The organism is Pseudomonas sp. R3-57 (genome assembly GCF_051132065.1).
GTDB lineage: Bacteria > Pseudomonadota > Gammaproteobacteria > Pseudomonadales > Pseudomonadaceae > Aquipseudomonas.
Map to the genome: position 1 here is coordinate 1,237,968 of NZ_CP071655.1, position 17,821 is coordinate 1,255,788.

At 60.3% G+C, this 17,821-nt stretch carries 14 protein-coding genes; 6 read left to right on the forward strand and 8 right to left on the reverse strand.

Annotated elements, in window-relative coordinates; all coding sequences use genetic code 11:
- Positions 1-62: 62 nt before the first annotated feature.
- The 4 genes from cmoB to lon all read right to left on the reverse strand — a co-directional run bounded on the left by cmoB (position 63) and on the right by lon (position 4,967).
- Positions 63-1,019 carry a tRNA 5-methoxyuridine(34)/uridine 5-oxyacetic acid(34) synthase CmoB gene (cmoB, locus tag J3P93_RS05780; protein WP_434595753.1) on the reverse strand — a complete coding sequence of 319 codons (957 nt, stop codon included), beginning with the start codon at positions 1,017-1,019 and terminating at the stop codon, positions 63-65.
- Positions 1,016-1,759, reverse strand: a complete 744-nt coding sequence (gene cmoA / locus J3P93_RS05785) for a carboxy-S-adenosyl-L-methionine synthase CmoA (RefSeq protein WP_203419370.1) — start codon at positions 1,757-1,759, stop codon at positions 1,016-1,018. Before cmoA ends, cmoB begins: the two co-directional genes overlap by 4 nt.
- Positions 1,760-1,965: 206 nt before the next feature.
- Positions 1,966-2,358, reverse strand: a complete 393-nt coding sequence (locus J3P93_RS05790) for a protease inhibitor I42 family protein (RefSeq protein ID WP_434595755.1) — start codon at positions 2,356-2,358, stop codon at positions 1,966-1,968.
- Positions 2,359-2,549: 191 nt separating this feature from the next.
- A complete protein-coding gene (gene lon, locus J3P93_RS05795) occupies positions 2,550-4,967 on the reverse strand; it encodes an endopeptidase La (protein WP_203419368.1) in 2,418 nt (805 codons plus the stop codon).
- 249 nt (positions 4,968-5,216) lie between these two features.
- On the opposite strand from lon, the gene J3P93_RS05800 reads away from it, so the two are divergent.
- A complete protein-coding gene (locus J3P93_RS05800; protein ID WP_434595758.1) occupies positions 5,217-6,386 on the forward strand; it encodes an AAA family ATPase in 1,170 nt (389 codons plus the stop codon).
- Between the two features lie 284 nt (positions 6,387-6,670).
- Here J3P93_RS05800 and J3P93_RS05805 read toward each other — a convergent pair whose 3' ends face one another.
- Both J3P93_RS05805 and J3P93_RS05810 read right to left on the reverse strand, forming a co-directional pair.
- A complete protein-coding gene (locus J3P93_RS05805; RefSeq protein ID WP_434595760.1) occupies positions 6,671-9,082 on the reverse strand; it encodes a glucose/quinate/shikimate family membrane-bound PQQ-dependent dehydrogenase in 2,412 nt (803 codons plus the stop codon).
- 217 nt (positions 9,083-9,299) lie between these two features.
- Positions 9,300-10,661 (reverse strand): carbohydrate porin, encoded by a 1,362-nt coding sequence (locus tag J3P93_RS05810; RefSeq protein WP_434595762.1) that lies wholly within the window; start codon positions 10,659-10,661, stop codon positions 9,300-9,302.
- Between the two features lie 302 nt (positions 10,662-10,963).
- Between J3P93_RS05810 and J3P93_RS05815 the strand changes: the two genes are divergently transcribed.
- Together J3P93_RS05815 and J3P93_RS05820 are read left to right on the forward strand one after the other, a co-directional pair.
- A complete protein-coding gene (locus tag J3P93_RS05815; protein WP_203419364.1) occupies positions 10,964-11,194 on the forward strand; it encodes a VF530 family DNA-binding protein in 231 nt (76 codons plus the stop codon).
- Position 11,195: 1 nt separating this feature from the next.
- Positions 11,196-11,834, forward strand: a complete 639-nt coding sequence (locus J3P93_RS05820) for a Pr6Pr family membrane protein (RefSeq protein WP_434595764.1) — start codon at positions 11,196-11,198, stop codon at positions 11,832-11,834.
- Positions 11,835-11,936: 102 nt separating this feature from the next.
- Here the strand turns inward: J3P93_RS05820 and J3P93_RS05825 are convergent, their stop codons facing one another.
- Both J3P93_RS05825 and J3P93_RS05830 read right to left on the reverse strand, forming a co-directional pair.
- Positions 11,937-12,722, reverse strand: a complete 786-nt coding sequence (locus J3P93_RS05825; RefSeq protein WP_434595766.1) for a siderophore-interacting protein — start codon at positions 12,720-12,722, stop codon at positions 11,937-11,939.
- Positions 12,719-13,294 (reverse strand): PadR family transcriptional regulator, encoded by a 576-nt coding sequence (locus J3P93_RS05830; RefSeq protein WP_434595768.1) that lies wholly within the window; start codon positions 13,292-13,294, stop codon positions 12,719-12,721. The genes J3P93_RS05825 and J3P93_RS05830 overlap by 4 nt, the downstream gene beginning before the upstream one ends.
- A gap of 508 nt (positions 13,295-13,802) precedes the next feature.
- Here J3P93_RS05830 and J3P93_RS05835 point away from each other — a divergent pair.
- The 3 genes from J3P93_RS05835 to J3P93_RS05845 all read left to right on the forward strand — a co-directional run bounded on the left by J3P93_RS05835 (position 13,803) and on the right by J3P93_RS05845 (position 17,790).
- Positions 13,803-14,294 (forward strand): CS1 type fimbrial major subunit, encoded by a 492-nt coding sequence (locus tag J3P93_RS05835; RefSeq protein WP_093098665.1) that lies wholly within the window; start codon positions 13,803-13,805, stop codon positions 14,292-14,294.
- Positions 14,295-14,406: 112 nt separating this feature from the next.
- Positions 14,407-16,929, forward strand: coding sequence for a TcfC E-set like domain-containing protein (locus J3P93_RS05840; protein WP_434595771.1), 2,523 nt, complete (start codon positions 14,407-14,409; stop codon positions 16,927-16,929).
- Positions 16,930-17,046: 117 nt separating this feature from the next.
- Positions 17,047-17,790: a molecular chaperone gene (locus tag J3P93_RS05845; RefSeq protein WP_434595773.1), complete on the forward strand. Its 744-nt coding sequence runs from the start codon at positions 17,047-17,049 to the stop codon at positions 17,788-17,790.
- Positions 17,791-17,821 lie beyond the last annotated feature (31 nt).

A 17,821-nucleotide genomic window follows, 5' to 3' on the forward strand; every position in this document is an offset into this window, starting at 1 on the left:
CCTTCGCTTGCCAATCCGCGTGAAATTAGCAGATTTCAAAAAAACAGGCTTACTTTGAAAACCTATTTCGTCGCAACAATAACCGCCCGCATCGGCGCCGGCAGCCCCTCAACCGTTTTGCTGTGGTCCTCAGGATCAAGAAAATCGCTCAAGGACTGATACTTCATCCACTCCGTCCCGCGCTGTTCTTCGACCGTGGTGGTGCTGACATCCACGCAACGAATATCGGTGAAGCCCGCGCGGCGCAGCCACAATTCCAGCGCTGGTACTGACGGCAGGAACCACACATTACGCATCTGCGCATAGCGATCTTCGGGCACCAGCACCTGATGCTTGTCGCCTTCGACCACCAGCGTTTCCAGCACCAGTTCGCCGCCCTTGACCAAGCAATCCTTCAGCGCCAGCAAGTGCTCGATCGGCGAGCGACGGTGGTAGAACACGCCCATGGAAAACACCGTGTCGAAGCCTTCGAGGTTCGTCGGCAGGTCTTCGAACGGAAACGGCAGGTGCCAGGCGTTCGGCTCGGACAGATAACGCTGCACCGCCTGGAACTGGCAGAAGAACAGCCAGTTCGGGTCGACGCCGATCACGCTGTCCGCGCCGGCGCCGAGCATGCGCCACATGTAATAACCATTGCCGCAGCCGACATCGAGAATGCGTTTGCCCTTGAGGTCCAGGTGCGGGGCGACGCGCGACCATTTCCAGTCCGAGCGCCACTCGGTATCGACGTGCACGCCAAACAGGTCGAACGGGCCTTTGCGCCACGGCGACAGGCCCATCAGCGCGGTGCGCATCTGCGCGCGGGTTGCGTCGTCACAATCGGTGTCGATCTTCAGACCGTCGAGCAAATCAACTTCGCTTGGCTGGATCTTCGGCAGGGCGTCCAGCGCACTTTGCCAGCGCTCCAGATCGCCGTGACCTTTCTCCATTTTCTTGTCGAGTTGCGCTTGCAAGGTATTGGCCCATTCGGCCAGCGGTGTACCGGCCAGACGGCGGGCGAGGGGGGACAGATCAATCATGGCAAGGCAATCAACGAGGCAAAGTTAAGACACTGGAACCACGGCACGACTTTCGAGAACCCGGCGGCCAGCAGGCGTTCGCGGTGTTCTTCGAGGCTGTCGGGCTTCATGACGTTTTCGATGGCGCTGCGCTTCTGGGCGATTTCCAGTTCGCTGTAGCCGTTGGCGCGTTTGAAGGCCACGTGCAGATCGGTGAGCAGCGCGTGTTCTTCGGCATCGTTGAAGCGCAGCTTCTCCGACAGGATCAACGCGCCGCCCGGCAGCAACGACTGACGAATGCGCGAAAGCAACGCGGTGCGCTGATCCGGGGCGATAAATTGCAGGGTGAAGTTCAGCGCCACCACCGAAGCGGGTTGGAAGTCGAGAGCGAGAATGTCGCCTTCGATGACTTCGACCGGCAGCAACTCCTGGAACATCGAGTCCTGACCGTTGAGGTATTCGCGGCAGCGCTCGACCATCGCCGCTGAGTTATCCACAGCGATGACACGGCAACCGTCGGTGCGCACATGTCGGCGCAGGGCTTGAGTCACGGCACCCAGTGACGAGCCGAGATCGTAAAGCACGCTGTTGGGCTGAGCGAATTGCGCGGCGAGCACGCCGAGGTTTTCGACGATGGTCGGGTAACCCGGCACCGAGCGCTTGATCATGTCCGGGAACACCCGCACCACGTCTTCGTTGAAGGCGAAGTCAGGCACCTGGGCCAAAGGCTGGGCGAAAAGGCGATCGGGTTCTTTGCTCACGGCGGTTTCCGGCGGTGTCGATGGAAAAGGCCGGCATTTTAGCCAAAGTGGCGCGGGGATGCTTGGGTTGCTGATAAAGCACAGTACGGGCGGTTAAAGTTCGCCGTCAGGGATATCGCTATCGCGAGCAGGCTCGCTCCCACAGGGGATCGCGGTGTCCTGTGGGAGCGGACCTGCTCGCGAAGAAATCAACGCGGTTTCGCGAGTCAGTTCACAGAGATGGCGCAGTCAAAGGTTTCCACTGGCAGCACTTCCGGTGCCCACGGTTGTTGCGAAGTCAGGCGAAGACGGCCGGTGCCGGGCGCGAAGGCCTGGAAGCGCCAGGTAGAAACGCCCGCCGCGCCAACCACGCCGGCATCTTCCGGATTGCTGTAAACCTCCGGGCTGAGCGCACGCAATACGCCGCCGGCCGAATCCTGGATGGCCCAGCGATAGCCGGTGGTTGGGTTGCTTGGCAGCATGAGGATGAGGTTTTGTCCGTTGGTCAGCCGCACCGGGCATTCGCTTTGTTTTTCCACGGTCACGTTGTGTTTTGGCTGCGTGGCACAGGCGGCCAGCAGAGAGAGAGCGAGGGGGAGAAACAGGCGAGTGGGGGACATGGGATCAGTGGCTCCGGCGGTTACGACGACGAACGGCGAGCATAACTGAAGATGGGACAAAGTGTGACAGGCGGGTATTGCATTGACCCGGCCGACGCCATCGCGAGCAGGCTCACTCCTACAGGGGGAACGCATTCCAAATGTAGGAGTGAGCCTGCTCGCGATAGCGGTATATCAGGCGCTAAAAACTGTCAGAACAGCACCTTCGCCACATCGGCAAACCGCTTGGCAAAATGCACGGTTATTCCTTCCTTCAGATAATCCGGCAGTTCCTCGAAGTTGCCGCGGTTGGCTTCCGGCAGGATCAATTCGAAGAGCTTCTGCCGCCGCGCCGCAATCACCTTCTCGCGCACCCCGCCAATCGGCAGCACATGCCCGGTCAGCGTCAGTTCACCGGTCATCGCCACGCCCTTTTTCGGCGGTTGATTGCGTGCCAGCGAAAGCAACGCACTGGCCATGGTCACGCCGGCGCTCGGGCCGTCCTTCGGCGTGGCGCCCTCCGGTACATGCAGGTGAACGAAGGCTTCGTCGAAGAACTTCGCGTCACCGCCGAATTGCTTCAGGTGCGAGCTGACGTAGCTGTAAGCGATTTCCGCCGACTCTTTCATCACATCGCCCAGCTGCCCGGTGAGCTTGAAGCCGCGGTTGAGCGTGTGGATCCGCGTGGCTTCGATCGGCAAGGTGGCGCCGCCCATGCTGGTCCAGGCCAGACCGGTGATCACGCCGGTGCCGGACAACACTTGTTCGTTGCGGAACACCGGATGGCCCAGCGACGCTTCGAGGTCTTTGGGGCCGAGTTTGATCACTGCCTTGGGATCGTCGATCAGCTTCATCACCGCTTTACGCACCAGTTTGCCCATCTGCTTTTCCAGCTGGCGCACCCCGGCTTCACGGGCGTAACCGTCGATCAAGGCCTTGAGGGCGCTGTCGCTGATGCTCAGGCTGCCCTTGGACACGCCGGCCTTTTCCAACAGTTTCGGCCACAGGTGACGCTTGGCGATGGCGACTTTTTCTTCGGTGATGTAGCCCGACAGGCGAATCACTTCCATCCGGTCCAGCAGCGGGCCGGGGATCGAATCCAGGGTGTTGGCGGTGCAGACGAACAGGACTTTCGACAGGTCCATGCGCAGGTCGAGGTAATGGTCGAGGAATTCGACGTTCTGCTCCGGGTCGAGGGTTTCCAGCAGCGCCGAAGCCGGGTCGCCCTGGTAGCTCTGGCCCATCTTGTCGATCTCGTCGAGCATGATCACTGGGTTCATCACTTCGACGTCTTTCAGCGCCTGCACCAGTTTGCCCGGCTGGGCGCCGATGTAGGTGCGGCGGTGGCCCTTGATCTCGGCTTCGTCGCGCATGCCGCCGAGGCTGAAGCGATAGAACGGCCGGCCGAGGGATTCGGCGATCGACTTGCCGACGCTGGTCTTGCCCACGCCCGGCGGGCCGACCAGCAGCACGATGGAGCCGCTGATCTCGCCTTTGTAGGCACCGACGGCAAGGAATTCGAGGATGCGGTCCTTGATGTCGTCCAGCCCGGCGTGGTGCTTGTCGAGAATTTTGCGCGCGTGCTTGAGGTCGAGTTTGTCTTCGCCGTACACGCCCCACGGCACCGAAGTGGCCCAGTCGAGGTAGTTGCGGGTGACCGCATATTCCGGCGAGCCGGTTTCCAGGATCGACAGTTTGTGGGTTTCTTCTTCCAGACGCTTTTGCACCTGCGCCGGCAGGACTTTGCCTTCCAGGCGTTGTTCGAACTGTTCGAGGTCGGCGCTGCGGTCGTCCTTGGTCAGGCCGAGTTCCTGCTGGATGACCTTGAGCTGCTCCTTGAGGAAAAACTGGCGCTGGTGTTCGCCGATCTTGCGATTAACCTCCGCGGAAATCTCTTTTTGCAGGCGCGCGACTTCGACTTCCTTGCGCAACATCGGCAGGACTTTTTCCATGCGCTTGAGCATCGGCACACAGTCGAGCACGCCTTGCAGCTCGGAGCCGGTGGCCGAAGTCAGGGCCGCGGCGAAGTCGGTCAGTGGCGACGGATCGTTGGGGCTGAAGCGGTTGAGGTAGTTCTTCAGCTCTTCGCTGTACAGCGGGTTGAGCGGCAGCAGTTCCTTGATCGCATTGATCAGCGCCATGCCGTAGGCCTTGACCTCATCGGTCGGCTCGGTCGGCTGGTGCGGGTATTCGACCTCCACCAGATACGGTGGGCGATGGTGTTTGAGCCAGGTCTTGATGCGCACGCGGCTCAGGCCCTGGGCGACGAACTGCAGTTTGCCGTTCTCGCGGCTGGCGTGGTGGACTTTGACCAACGTGCCGTATTCGGGCAGGGCGCCGGTGTCGAAGTGGCGTGGGTCTTCCTGGGGTGTGTCCATGAAGAACAGGGCCAGCGAGTGGTGTTCGGATTTGCTGACCAGTTCGAGGGTTTCGGCCCAAGGCTCTTCGTTGACGATGACCGGCAGGACCTGTGCCGGGAAGAACGGGCGGTTGTGGATCGGGATGATGTAGACCTTGTCCGGCAGGTTCTGGCCGGGCAGGGCGAGGCCGGTGCCGGAGCTGGTGTGTTCGATGTGCTCGGCTTCGCTGTAGTCGTCGGGGTTGTCCGGGAGTTCCTGCTGGTCGGTCATGGGGCACCTGCGCAATGGGGTATGGGGTCTTAGATGGGGCAGGGGTGGGGTGGTTTCAATGGGGCGGGTGTGTTTCTGGTTGTGTGTTTGGGTTTGGAAAGCTTTTGGCCTTGTTAATCTTGGCGGCCTTGGGCCAGTGGCGAGATCCTTCAGGTCGGGGTGGGTAGGCTGTTGGAATCTAACAATAACTGTGTATAGCTAGCAAAAAACGCTATTATTGGTTAGCTTTAACTATTAAATGGAGTTTTAATGGATCCCTATCGTAATCCGTTCGCCCCCGGGGCTGGTTTTCCTCCACCGGAGCTTGCTGGCCGAGATCCTGTTCTCGAAATGGCTCGGATTTCTTGCGGCCGAGCAGTGAGGGGCAAGCCAGCACGGTCGCTGATGCTCCTTGGCCTTCGTGGAGTAGGCAAGACGGTACTCCTGAATGAAATCGGCAATATCGCAAGACAAGAGGGGATGCTCGTTTCCCAGCTCGAAGCTCCAGAGAAAAATACACTTTCCACTCTTCTTTACCCCGAACTGCGACGCGTAATGCGTTCACTTTCGGGATTCGAAGGAGCAAAGCAAATTGCCAGCCGGGGTATGAGCGCCCTGCGCAATTTTGCCTCGATATTCAAAATCGACATCGGTGGCGTTGAGGTAGGTGTTGAGGGTGAAGAGCCTGGGCTCGCTGATAGCGGCGATCTGCAACATGATCTTCCAGACCTGTTCGGTGTGATTGGTGAGGGCGCTAAAGCTGCTGGCAAGGGATGGGTGCTGCTCATCGACGAAGTTCAGTACCTCTCGGAAGGCGATCTGTCGGCACTTATCGTTGCGATGCATCGAATGGCCCAGCGCGGGTTGCCTGTGGTTTTGGTTGGGGCAGGACTGCCGCAGGTTGCCAAATTGGCTGGTGAGGCGAAGTCCTATGCGGAGCGGCTATTCCTCTACCCGCCTGTAGGCGCGCTGGACGAAGAAGCAGCAAAACTTGCTGTTCGAAAACCCGTCGAGGAGGAGGAGCAGACGATCGAGGACGCTGCCCTTCAAGCTATTGTCGCGCGAACGAAGGGCTACCCGTTTTTTTTGCAGGAATGGGGTTCAACTTCATGGGATGTTGCTGCCGGCCCCATGATCACGCTCGCTGATGTCGAGCGCGCTTATCCAGAGACTATCGCCGGACTCGATGCAGGCTTCTTCAAGGTTCGGTATGACCGGCTTACCAGAGCCGAGATCCAGTTCGTGATGGCGATGGCCGCCCTTGGTGATGGCCCCTACCCTATGGCAGGTATCGCCAAGGTGATGGATCGTGATCAATCATCGTTAGGCCCGGCTCGGGCCAATATCATTTCCAAAGGTATGATCTACAGCACTGACCATGGTTACCTTGATTTCACCGTTCCTCTTTTCGCGGAATACCTTCGTCGTCGTGGCGAATGAATCAGCAGTAGCGTTTGATGTGTTAGCCACCTGATCTACCCAGACAAGTTCCCCGACTTGGCCTGGCGCGGCGGGAAGATCAGGATCAAGATCGGTACCCGAGCTTGCGCTCATTGTGTGGAGGAGCTGCCGAAGGCCCGGGCCGCGATCGGACGACCTTCTGATTTGGCTTTCCGTGTGAGTGAGCCTGCTACCACGATTTTTCCGGTGCTCGCCAAATTGCATGCACAAAAAAGGCGATGTCCTATAGGGGACATCGCCTTTTTATTACCGCCGGCTAACGCTTATTCCGGCAGTTTGTACGCAATGATGTAGTCACCCATCTTCGTACCCAGCGAGCCGTGACCGCCGACAACCAGCAGCACGTATTGCTTGCCGTCCTTGCCGGTGTAGGTCATCGGGGTCGCTTGACCACCGGCTGGCAGACGCGATTTCCACAACTCTTTACCGGAGTTGACGTCATACGCGCGCAGGTACTGGTCGAGGGTGCCGCTGAGGAAGCCGACGCCGCCGGCGGTGACGATCGAGCCGCCCATGCTTGGCACGCCGAGGGTGAAGCCGATCGGGATCGGCGAGCTGTCGCGGCTGGTGCCGTTCTTGCGTTTCCACACGACTTTGCCGGTGGTCAGGTCGATACCGGCGACGTAGCCCCAGGCCGGGGCCTGGCACGGTACGCCGAGTGGCGACATGAACGGGTGCATGATCACCGCGTATGGTGCGCCAGTGTTTGGCTGCACACCCGAGGTTTCGCTTTCGCGTTTGCTGCCCGCTTCAACTTGCTCGCGTGGCACCATTTTCGACACGAAGGCCATGTAGTTCGGGCTGGTGAACAGCATCTGGCGAACCGGGTCGACCGAGACGCCGCCCCAGTTGAACACGCCGACGTTACCCGGATAGATCAGGCTGCCCTGTTCCGATGGCGGGGTGTACTGGCCTTCGTAACGCAGTTCCTTGAACTGGATGCGGCACAGCATCTGGTCGAACGGGGTCGCGCCCCACATGGCTTTTTCGTTCAGTTCCGGGGCCAGCAGGTTGAGGTCCGAACGGGCCTGGGTCGGTGCGGTGTGGTCGCCTTTGACAGCGCCTTGCGGTACCGGGATTTCCTGGATCGGGATGATCGGTGTGCCGTCACGACGGTCGAGGACGTACAGGCTGCCCTGTTTGGTCGGGGCGATCAGCGCCGGTTTCACGCCTTCGGCGGTTTTCATGTCGAGCAGGGTTGGCTGGCTGCCCACGTCCATGTCCCACAGGTCGTGGTGGGTGAACTGGTAGTTCCAGCGCACTTTACCGGTGGCCAGATCCAGCGCAACGACGCCAGCGCTGAACTTCTCGGCGCCCGGGGTGCGGTTGCCGCCCCATTGGTCCGGGGTCTGGTTGCCCAGTGGCAGGTAAACCATGCCGAGTTTTTCGTCGACACTGGCCAGCGACCACATGTTCGCCGAGTTGCGGCTGTAGGTTTCGCCCGGGGCCAGAGGCTCGGTGGCGTCTGGCTTGTCGCTGTCCCAGTTCCATACGAGGTGACCGTCGCGCACGTCAAAGGCGCGGATCACGCCGGATGGCTCGTTGGTCGACTCGTTGTCAGTAACGTGACCGCCCATGATCACCAGATCACGGGTAATTGCCGCCGGCGAGGTGGAGTAGTAGCCACCGGCGGTGAACGGGCCGATGCCTTGGGTCAGGTCGACCACGCCGTTGATGCCGAAGCCTTCGCAGATCTTGCCAGTGTCGGCGTTCAGTGCGATCAGGCGGGCATCCGCGGTTGGCAGGTAGAGGCGACGCGGGCAGGCCTGGGCAACGGCCTGGCCGGCGGCGGAGATGACCGCGGAGCTGGCGTTTTCCGACTTGGCGTAAGCGGCTTCGTCGTAGTACGACACGCCACGGCAGGTCATGTGCGCAAAGCCTTTGAAGCCGACCGGGCTCTTGATCTGCGGGTCGAAGCGCCACAGTTCTTTACCGGTGTCCGGATCCAGCGCCAGCACTTTGCTGTGCGCGGTGCACGCATAGATCATGCCGTTGGCTTTGAGCGGGGTATTTTCGTTGGTCAGCTCGACCGGGTCATCCTTGGTTGGCAGATCGCCGGTCTGGATGCGCCAGGCTTCCTGCAACTTGCCGACGTTGGCCGGAGTGATCTGCTTGAGCGGCGAGTAACGGTCACCGAATTCGGTGCGACCGTAGGCCTGCCAGTCGCCGTCCGGCATGGCCGGTGCGGTGCTGGTCGTACCGGCGGTTTCGCGGCCCAGTTCGCCAAAGGTTTCGCCCGGATGGGTGAACAGGCTGGCCAAAGCGGTAACGCCGGCCAGGATCACCGCGACGGTCAGACCGCCGGTGCCCATTTTCGCCGGGCCGTTGAGCAGCAGCGGACGGCGGAACCACGGCAGCAACATCACGAAACCGAGGACAAACCACAGCGCCAGACGCGGCACCAGTTGCCACCAGTCCAGACCGACTTCCCACAGCGCCCAGACGGTGCTGGCGAACAGGACGATGGCGTACAGGCCCAGCGCCGCACGACGACGCATCAGCAGCAGAATGCCGCTCAAGGCGATGCCGATACCGGCCAGCAGGTAGTACAGCGAGCCGCCAAGCGTGCTCAGCTTGATTCCCCCGGCCAGCATGGCCAGGCCCATCAGTAGAAGCAGGATGCCGAGCAGGGCGGGTAGCAACCGACCCCGGCTCGAAGCACTTTCGGTGCTCATAATGTGATTCTCCGTGACGTTTATGTAGTCCCGCGCTGTAGTCACTTTAGATGACGATTTGGCGCAGGCATGGTTCAGATAAAAACTTGTTCGGCTAACGAAATGCATTTGTGTAGGAGTGAGCCTGCTCGCGATAGCGGTTTTTCAGTCACTGGAGAGGTCGCCTTGAACACCGCTATCGCGAGCAGGCTCACTCCTACAGGAGGTTGCGTATTCTTTAGAACGACGACTGGATCTTGATCCCGCCGATCAGGGCGTCGTCGACGTCGTTCACGCCACCGGGGTGGCGGATGTATTGCAGGTTCGGGCGTACGGTCAGCCAGTTCGTCACGTGCACGCCGTAGTACAGCTCGGCGCTGTATTCGGTGTCCTGTGGCGGCAGAAAGGACGGATCGTCGTAGTCATACACGGCGTTGGCGCGGTTGCTCGCTTCGGCGTTCTTGCGATAGGCCGGGTTGACGTGCACACGGGCCAGGGCGAAACCGATATCGTCCCTGGCGCGCGCGTCGAATGGGCCTTTATAGGTGAGGCCGGCCTGCACGTAGTTGTCGATCGCATTGGTTTTCTTGTCGTGCATTGTTGCGTTGGCGAACACGCTCAGGCCACGGCTGTTATCGCTGGCCACGCTGGTGATCTGCTGCTGAAGGCCCAGCCACACGCCGTGTTTGCTCGACGCGCTGCGGTAGGCTGCGCCGCTGAGGGCGGCAGGCCGGTCGTTCTGGTCTTTGTAAACGTCCGAAGCCTTGGCGTTGCTGTAGTAGTAACCGGCACGATATTCACCGGGCAGACCGTTGAGCTTCGGCGTCCACACCAGTTCGATCGGCAGGATCGCCCCTTGGGTACCGCTGCCGCTGAGCTTGAAGCCATTGCCGCGATCGAGGTTCGACGGGTTCTGCTCGTAGGCGCCGACCTGGGCGTACAGCTCCGGCGTCAGGTGATATTTGACCCGCAGCGCCCACTGGCTGACCGGCCAGTTGTACCAGATGCCGCCGACCCAGTTGCCGACCTGCGAGCCGCAGAACGCCAGGTTCTGGAAGTCGCAGGGGAAGCTGTTGAAGTCTTCGCCTTCGCCGAAACGGCCGACCTTGATGTCGAGCTTCTGGTCGAAGAATTTCTGCTGATACCACATCTGTGTCAGCCGGGTGGTCTGGCCGCGGCCCCAGACTTCCTGGGCAGAGGTGAAACCACCGACCCGTGGATCGTTGATGCGGTCGTTGCTGATGTTGTTGCCGCTGCGCTTGGTGATGGTCAGCTGAAACTCGGCGTCGTCCCAACCGAGGATCTTCTGCAGGTCCAGGTGCGTGCCGAGGCCGAACTGGTCGCTGTAACGCGCGGTACGGTCATGGTCATAGCCGCCGTGCAGGTTGCTGCCCATTTCGCCGGTGTAATCGAGTTTGAAGTCGTAGCCTTTTTCCGCGAGTTCAGTCCGCGTGCCGTTCCAGTCACCGAGCATGTACGGTGAGTCACTGTCGAACGCGGGCGCCGCCTGGGCGCACGTGGCGAGGCCCAGCGCAGTGCAGCCGCCAAGGATGCGCAGGGTGGAGATAGCGCTGTCTCGGGAGAAGGAAAAATCAGCCATGGATAAGTCTTTTTTTGATGTTTTGAGAGTGCAATTTCGGCGCTTCAATATGACGCAGGCAGTGAAGCGATTCAGCGGAAGGGCGGCAGGATAATGATCTGTAACAAATTGAGAAAGGGCTTTTGCAGACATGCAGCGTTTCGGATTCGGTAACAGTGCGGCAAACGGGCGCATTGTCGCTCGCTTGCCGGCCTGCGATGTTCTCGGGTTGACCTACATTTACAGTCAGGCCTTTCACCCGATCCCCCCCCTCGGCTAAGGTGCGCGGCTTTACGCATTTTCACTTCGCTCGAAGGCCTGGCATGAACGAACCAACCCCTGATCCGCTGCACGGCGTGACCCTTGAACAGATCCTCAATGCACTGGTGACCCACTATGAATGGTCGGGGCTGGCCGAGCGCATCGATATCCGTTGCTTCAAGAGCGATCCGAGCATCAAGTCGAGCCTGACCTTCCTGCGCAAGACGCCGTGGGCGCGGGAGAAAGTCGAGCGGCTTTACATCAAGCTGATGCGCACCAAGCGACCGCTTTGAGATGGACGCAATCTGGCGCCAGCGCCTGATCACCTGCGCCGCCGTTTTGGGCTGGGCCGGATTGGCCATTCAGTTGTACCTGATTTTCTTTGCGCGCTTGAGCGTAGGCGCCGGCCTGCTCGGCGGGCTGGTGAGCTTCTTCAGCTACTTCACGGTATTGACCAACACGCTGGTGGCTACGGTGCTGACTTGCGCTGTCGCTCAGCGCGAATCGGCAGTGCGGCGCTGGTTCCTGCAGCCGTGGGTGAGCAGCGGGGTGGCGGTGAGCATCACCGTGGTCGGCCTTGCTTACAGCATTCTGCTGCGGCATTTGTGGCACCCCGAAGGCTGGCAATTCATTGCGGACGAATTGCTCCACGACGTGATGCCGCTGCTGTTTCTCGGCTATTGGTGGTGCTGCGTCCCCAAAGGCACGTTACGCCTGTGGCATCTGCCGCTGTGGCTGATCTATCCGTTGGTGTATTTCGTCTACGCCTTGCTGCGCGGGCATCTGCTTGGCGCGTATGCGTATCCGTTCATCGATGTCGCGGTGCTGGGTTATCCACAGGTGTTTATCAATGCCGGGGGGATCTTGGTGGGGTTTGTGGTGGTGGGCCTGCTGGTGATTGGTCTGGATCGACGACGTTCAATGTCGGAGTGAGCCTGCTCGCGATGGCGGTGTGTCAGTCAACATAAATACTCAATGTCAGACCGCTATCGCGAGCAGGCTCACTCCTACAAGGGGATGCGGGTCAGGGGAATATCATTCCTCGTCAGAGCCCTCGGCGCGCCAGTAGCCTGCAGCCTTGATGAACTCCTCATCGAGCCCGTGCTCATCGATCAGCACCCGGCGAATCTGCCGTGAGACTTTCGTTTCGGTCGCGACCCACGCATACAGATTGCCCTTGGGCACCTGCAGTTGTTTGACGGTGGTCAGCAGGTTGTCCTTGCCGCCCTCGCGCAAGACCCAGATCACATTGACCTGCGCGGCGCTTTCCAGCCGTTGCTGCTCGGCGCCGTTTTCCACTTCGACCACCACCAGGGCCTTGCGATTGGCCGCCAGGCCTTCGAGGCGGCGCGCGATGGCGGGCAGGGCGGTTTCGTCGCCGATCAGCAGGTAGCTATCGAATATGTCCGGGACGATCATCGAGCCACGCGGGCCGCCGATGTGCAGATACTGGCCGGGTTGCGCCTGCTCGGCCCAGGTCGACGCAGGGCCGTCGCCGTGCAGGACGAAATCGATGTCCAGCTCCATTTTGTCCAGGTCGTAGCGGCGCGGAGTGTAGTCGCGCATTTCAGGCTTTGGACCTTCATCCTTACCGGCGCCGAGCACCATGGTTTCCAGTGCAGCAGCCTGTTCGGCGTTCTGCGGGAACAGCAATTTGACGTGATCGTCCGTGCCCAGGCTGATGAATCCGGCCAGCTCCGGCCCGCCGAGGGTGATGCGGCGCATGCGCGGCGTCAGGTCGACCACGCGCAACACTTGCAGTTTGCGACGTTTGATTTCATGCATGACGCGGTGGATGGTCTGGGTATCGACGGCGGTCATTCGGCAGTCTCCGGGGCAGGTCGAGCGGCGGGGCCGTCGACGATGGCTTTGGCAGTGTTGTTAAGCAGGTCGCGCACACGCAGGATTTCTTCCGCGCTCCAGCGTCCGTGGTGCATTTGCAGAGCGTGGCGCAGGTTGTGCACCGCCTCGTGGATTTCCGGCGGCCGGTCGTGACCGCGCAGCGAGCGTTTGCTGACCTCGATGCGCATGCGCACGCCGTCCAGCGCCACCGCTTGTTCCTCAAGCGAGACACGACCGGCGTCGGTGACGCTGTAGCGTTTCTTGCCGCCCTCGGCGTCGCCGCTGATCAGTTCGCTTTCTTCGAGAAAGGTCAGGGTCGGGTAGATCACTCCGGGGCTCGGGCTGTAGGCGCCGTCGAACATGCTTTCGATCTGGCGGATCAGGTCATAGCCGTGACACGGCTGTTCGGCGACCAGCGCCAGCAGCAGCAATTTCAGGTCACCGGGGGCGAATACCCGCGGGCCGCGACCACCGCGTTCGCGGCCGGGGCGGCGGTCGAAGCCGTCGCGGGGGTCACCGTGTTCGCGGTGAGGGGAATGATGGTCTTTCATTTCTGTCTTCTCTCGTCGTGTTTAGATACAACTTAAGATATATCTTAAGCGCCACGCAAGACGTTTTTTTCGCTCGGTGTGCGCGGCTGACGAGCGGCAGGGGCCAGGGAAATGCAAGCCCGGGAATGCTCATGACGAATCCACAAGCAATGACCTCAAGGTTAAAGTCATCGCTCTAGTTGCTGTAGAGTATAAGTTCTAAAGTTGCGAAGTTACTGCCGGGGCGGGGCGAAGTTGCTGTATGTTTTTTTAACTAAAACTGTCTGTAGGGCATCGCTTACAGTTACTGTTTCGAATATCGCTATTTAGCTGTTTTTTCTTGCAGGTCATAGGGTTGTTTAACTACGAGGTTGTCGGAAGTTGCCTGCTTACATTCCAGAGCTAACAGCCGATGATGGCCGCACATTGAAAGTTCAAGTTGATCTGGCTTAACTCGGGCGACGACTCGGGCAGTGTCTGCTTGAACTTTCAATGTTCATCCCCCTATCAAGCAAACAGGTACATAACGATGTTCAAGAAACTCGCAATCGCCGCTCCACTGGCTCTTCTGGCAATGACTTCTACCGGTGCATTCGCTGCCGGCGAAGCGTCGCACTCGATCAGCCTTGTCGCGCATGTGCCGACCAACGGTTTCTACGTCGTGCCAACCGACCCGGATCTGGTCAACAAGGACCAGGACATGAGCTACCAGCCGACCACCGGCAAAATGGCCGACGTCAATGGTTTCTTCGACGTACGTAACAACAACGGTTCGGTACACGCCAGCCTCGAAAGTGCACCAAAACTGGTGTCCGGCAGTACCTCGATCGACCTGCAGGTCATGCTTAACAACAAGGAACTGACCCTGACCCCGCAAATGGTCGTTGGTGAAGCCGAGTCTGACGTCAACTACCGTGCACCGCTGAAAATTTCTGCCAAGGGCAGCAACTTCCAGCCGGGCGATTACACAGGTTCCGTGGCAATGATCTTCGACGCTGTGCCACCGGTCGGCGGCAACTGATCGACTGATCAGGTTCATAGCGCTCGCTTTCACGCGTGGCGTCAACCGACGGGGCAGGCAGCGATGTGTGCCCCGCCGGACTTTCATTGTCAGTAAACCAGAGTACGAGTTCATGTTCCCGATGACCCCCATCGCGGCTGCGCTTGCGCTGTTGTTTTGTGCCAGCGCAGCCGTCGCATCCAACACCGCCGGTACCACGCCACGCAGTCTGCTGGCGCAGGCCAAAGGCTTGCCAGCGGATTTCGAGGAGCATTTCTTTGATGTGCCGCTGGCGGTGCGGGTAGAAGTCGACCAGCAGCCGTTGGGCGAAGCCATGGTGGTGTTGTCCCGCGATGATCGCATCACCCTTCTCGAATTCACCGACACCAGTGAAAACCGTTTCGGCCCGTCCGAGCGGGAAAAGTGGGCCAGTTATCTCAAGCCCGGCGTGCCCTTGGGTGGGTGCAGCGGTTCCTGCCCGGATCAGTTTCTGGCGGTGCACTACAACCTGGAAAATTCGCTGGTTTCGATCGTCACCGAAAATGCCGAACGCGACGTTGAGGCCAAGCGCTATTACGAGCAACCCAGCGGCGGCAGCAGCGGCCTGATGGTGCGTAACCAGCTCAACCTCAACGGTGGTCAGGATCAGGACCTCGGTGGGCGTTTCGGCCTTGAGGCCAGCGCCAGCCTGGGCAACTGGAGCCAGACCCTCAACCTGCAAATGGCCCGTCTCGGTGGCCCGGACGACAAGCTCTATCACGCCGTCCACGAGTTGCACACCCAACGCGAACTGCAAGGCAGTTTTGTCCGTCTGGGCTATTTCACCCCCAATTCCGAAGGGCTGACGCGCCAACCGCGCACGTTCGGCACCAGCCCCGACACCGCTGTCGGCGTCATGTACGGCAGCTCCGACAGCCTGGCCATCAACAGCCCGATGCCCAGCGTGTACCCAATCTATGTCACCGCCAATCGTCAGGGCTCGGTAGAGATCTGGCGCGACGGCTTGCTGATCAATACGCAATCGGTGCCAGCCGGGTTGCAGACCCTTGATACCCGGCCATTGCCCGGCGGGATTTACGAAGTGGAAGTGCGCCTGATCGAAGACGGCCAGATCACCTCCACCACTCAGGAGCTGGTGTACAAGCCGAGCAACTGGCGCAACCTCGACGAGCGCTGGCGCTACAACCTGTTCGCCGGTGAAGAAAGCAAACTGCTGAGCAACTGGGACACGCAATCGAGCGGCAGCCCGACCGCCGGCGCGGCAGTGAACTACTTGCTGCATCCGCGAGTGATTGTCGGCGCATCGGCGCGGCAGATCCGCGAAAAGCTGCAGTACGGCACGTCCATTGACTGGACGCTGGCCAATCACGTCAGCCTCTACGCCAACGTCTACAAGACAGAGGATTACGGCACCGGACTCGATCTGCAGAGCCTGTACAACTACGGCGCCGGCAGCATTGTCGTCAGCCACAACCGCAGCTGGCTCGACACCACCAACACCTACGACACCTTGCCAGATGGCACGCGTATCCGCCCGCGCAATGTGTTCGTCGGCCAGACCAGCAATTCCTCGCTGGCGCTCAACCATCGCGTCAGCAGCAAGAGCTCGGTGAATGCCCGAGTCGCGCACAGCGAGGGTAACGTCGAAGGCTTCGGTGTCGACCTCGGCTGGACCCAGCGCACCACGCTGCTGGGCAGTGACGCCAGTTGGCGCTTGTCGATCTTCGATCGACCGGGCAGCTACAGCAGTGGCGATGCGCGCAATCGTGGCGTCGACCTGAGCATCAACCTCGCGCTCGGTGCGCCCGGCCAGCAGATTACCGGCAGTATCGGCTCGCGCACCGCCCGCGATGGTCAGCGCGACAACCACGCCTCGCTCGGCTGGCGCCGGGACTTCAAGGATCACGTCCTGCAAAACGTGTCGCTCACCGCGCTCACCGACACCTATGGCCTGGGCATGTCCGGCCTGACCAACTTCCGCACCGATGCGGTCAACGGCGACGCGTTTGTCCAGCGCTCCTCGTACAACGGCAATTTCACCGGCGGCCTCAACCTCGACAGCACGCTGGTCGTCGGTGGCGAGCAGATGCTCATGACCAATCACAGCGAAGTGCGCGGCGCCGGGATGATCGTCGATGTCGAATCGGACATCGACGACATCGTCCTGCGTGCCGACGACTATAGCGGGAGCAGCGCTGCCTTGAAGCCGGGGCGCAATTTCATCCCGATCACGGCCTATCAGAACAGCTCCGTGAGCTTCGACTTCGAGGGCAATAACGTGCCCGCAGCGACGATCGAGCCGGCGCGCACTCGCTATCACCTGAACAAGGGCGGGGTGGAGTACCGCAAGATCCGTGTGATGAAAACCCTGACGGTGCTCGGTCGCCTGATCGATGAAGCAGGGCGGCCGCTCAAGGGCCATCATGTGATCAACCATGCCAGCCGTGGCGTCACCGAGGTCGACGGGTTCTTTTCAATGGAGATGAACGCCGGTTCGCCGACCCTCGAAATCCGTCGCGATAATCGCTTGCTGTGTCAGTTCCGCCTCGATGCCAACCAGTACCGCAGTGAAAACAACGTCCTGATGATAGGCGATCTGCGCTGCACGCCAGACACCGTGGCCGACGTCGGTGTCACCGCGCAGAAGGCGGGCTGAACCGATGACCAGGTCCACATTTGGGCGACACGCGCAGCAGCAATATCAGCGTTATCCGGGAAGCCGACATGAACGTGCGCGCCGGCGCCTTGTTCCTTTTTTTCATGGAGTTAAGTGATGAACCGTGGTTTTTTGCTGGGCGTGCTCAGCGTGTTTTGCCTGACGGCGCACGCCGGGCCGCAGATCAATGTCGGTACGGTGTACGACTATATGGATGGCGACAAGAGCACCTATCTGAAACGGGTGTTCAACAGCGGCGATGCCACCGCGTTCGTCAAGGTAAACGTTCTGGAGATTGTCTACGATGCCGACGGCACGCCGAAGGAAATCCCGGTTGAGAACGCTGCCGACGGCGCTTCGCGCAACGGCCTGATGGCCAGCCCGGCGCGGCTGATCGTCCCGGCCGAGGGCATGCAGGGCACCCGCTTGCTGTACATGGGCGAACGCGATCGCGAGCGTTACTTCCGCGTGCGCTTCGTGCCGGTGGTGCCGGAAATGGAAGACGAGTTCGCTGTCAGCCAGGAAGAACGGGAAGACTACAAAAAAGCACTGACGGCCGGGGTCAATGTGATGACCGGTTTCGGCACGGTGTTCTTCGTACGGCCCAGGGAAACACGGTTTGCCACGACGATCAATGAAACCGACAGCCGCTACGAACTGCGCAACGACGGCAACACCGTGGTGATTGTCGACGAGTTCAGAGACTGCTCGTTGAGCGACGAAACCGACTGCGGTGTGACCACCAAACACCATGTGCTGGCGGGCAAGACGTTCGCTTTCGACAAGGAGAAGGGCCGTGGGTACCGCTTCTTCCTGATCGAAGGCAGCGAGAAGAAGAACCTGACGGTCAGCAGCCGCTAGGTCTGCTTTTCATTGACGCAACGGGTAACCA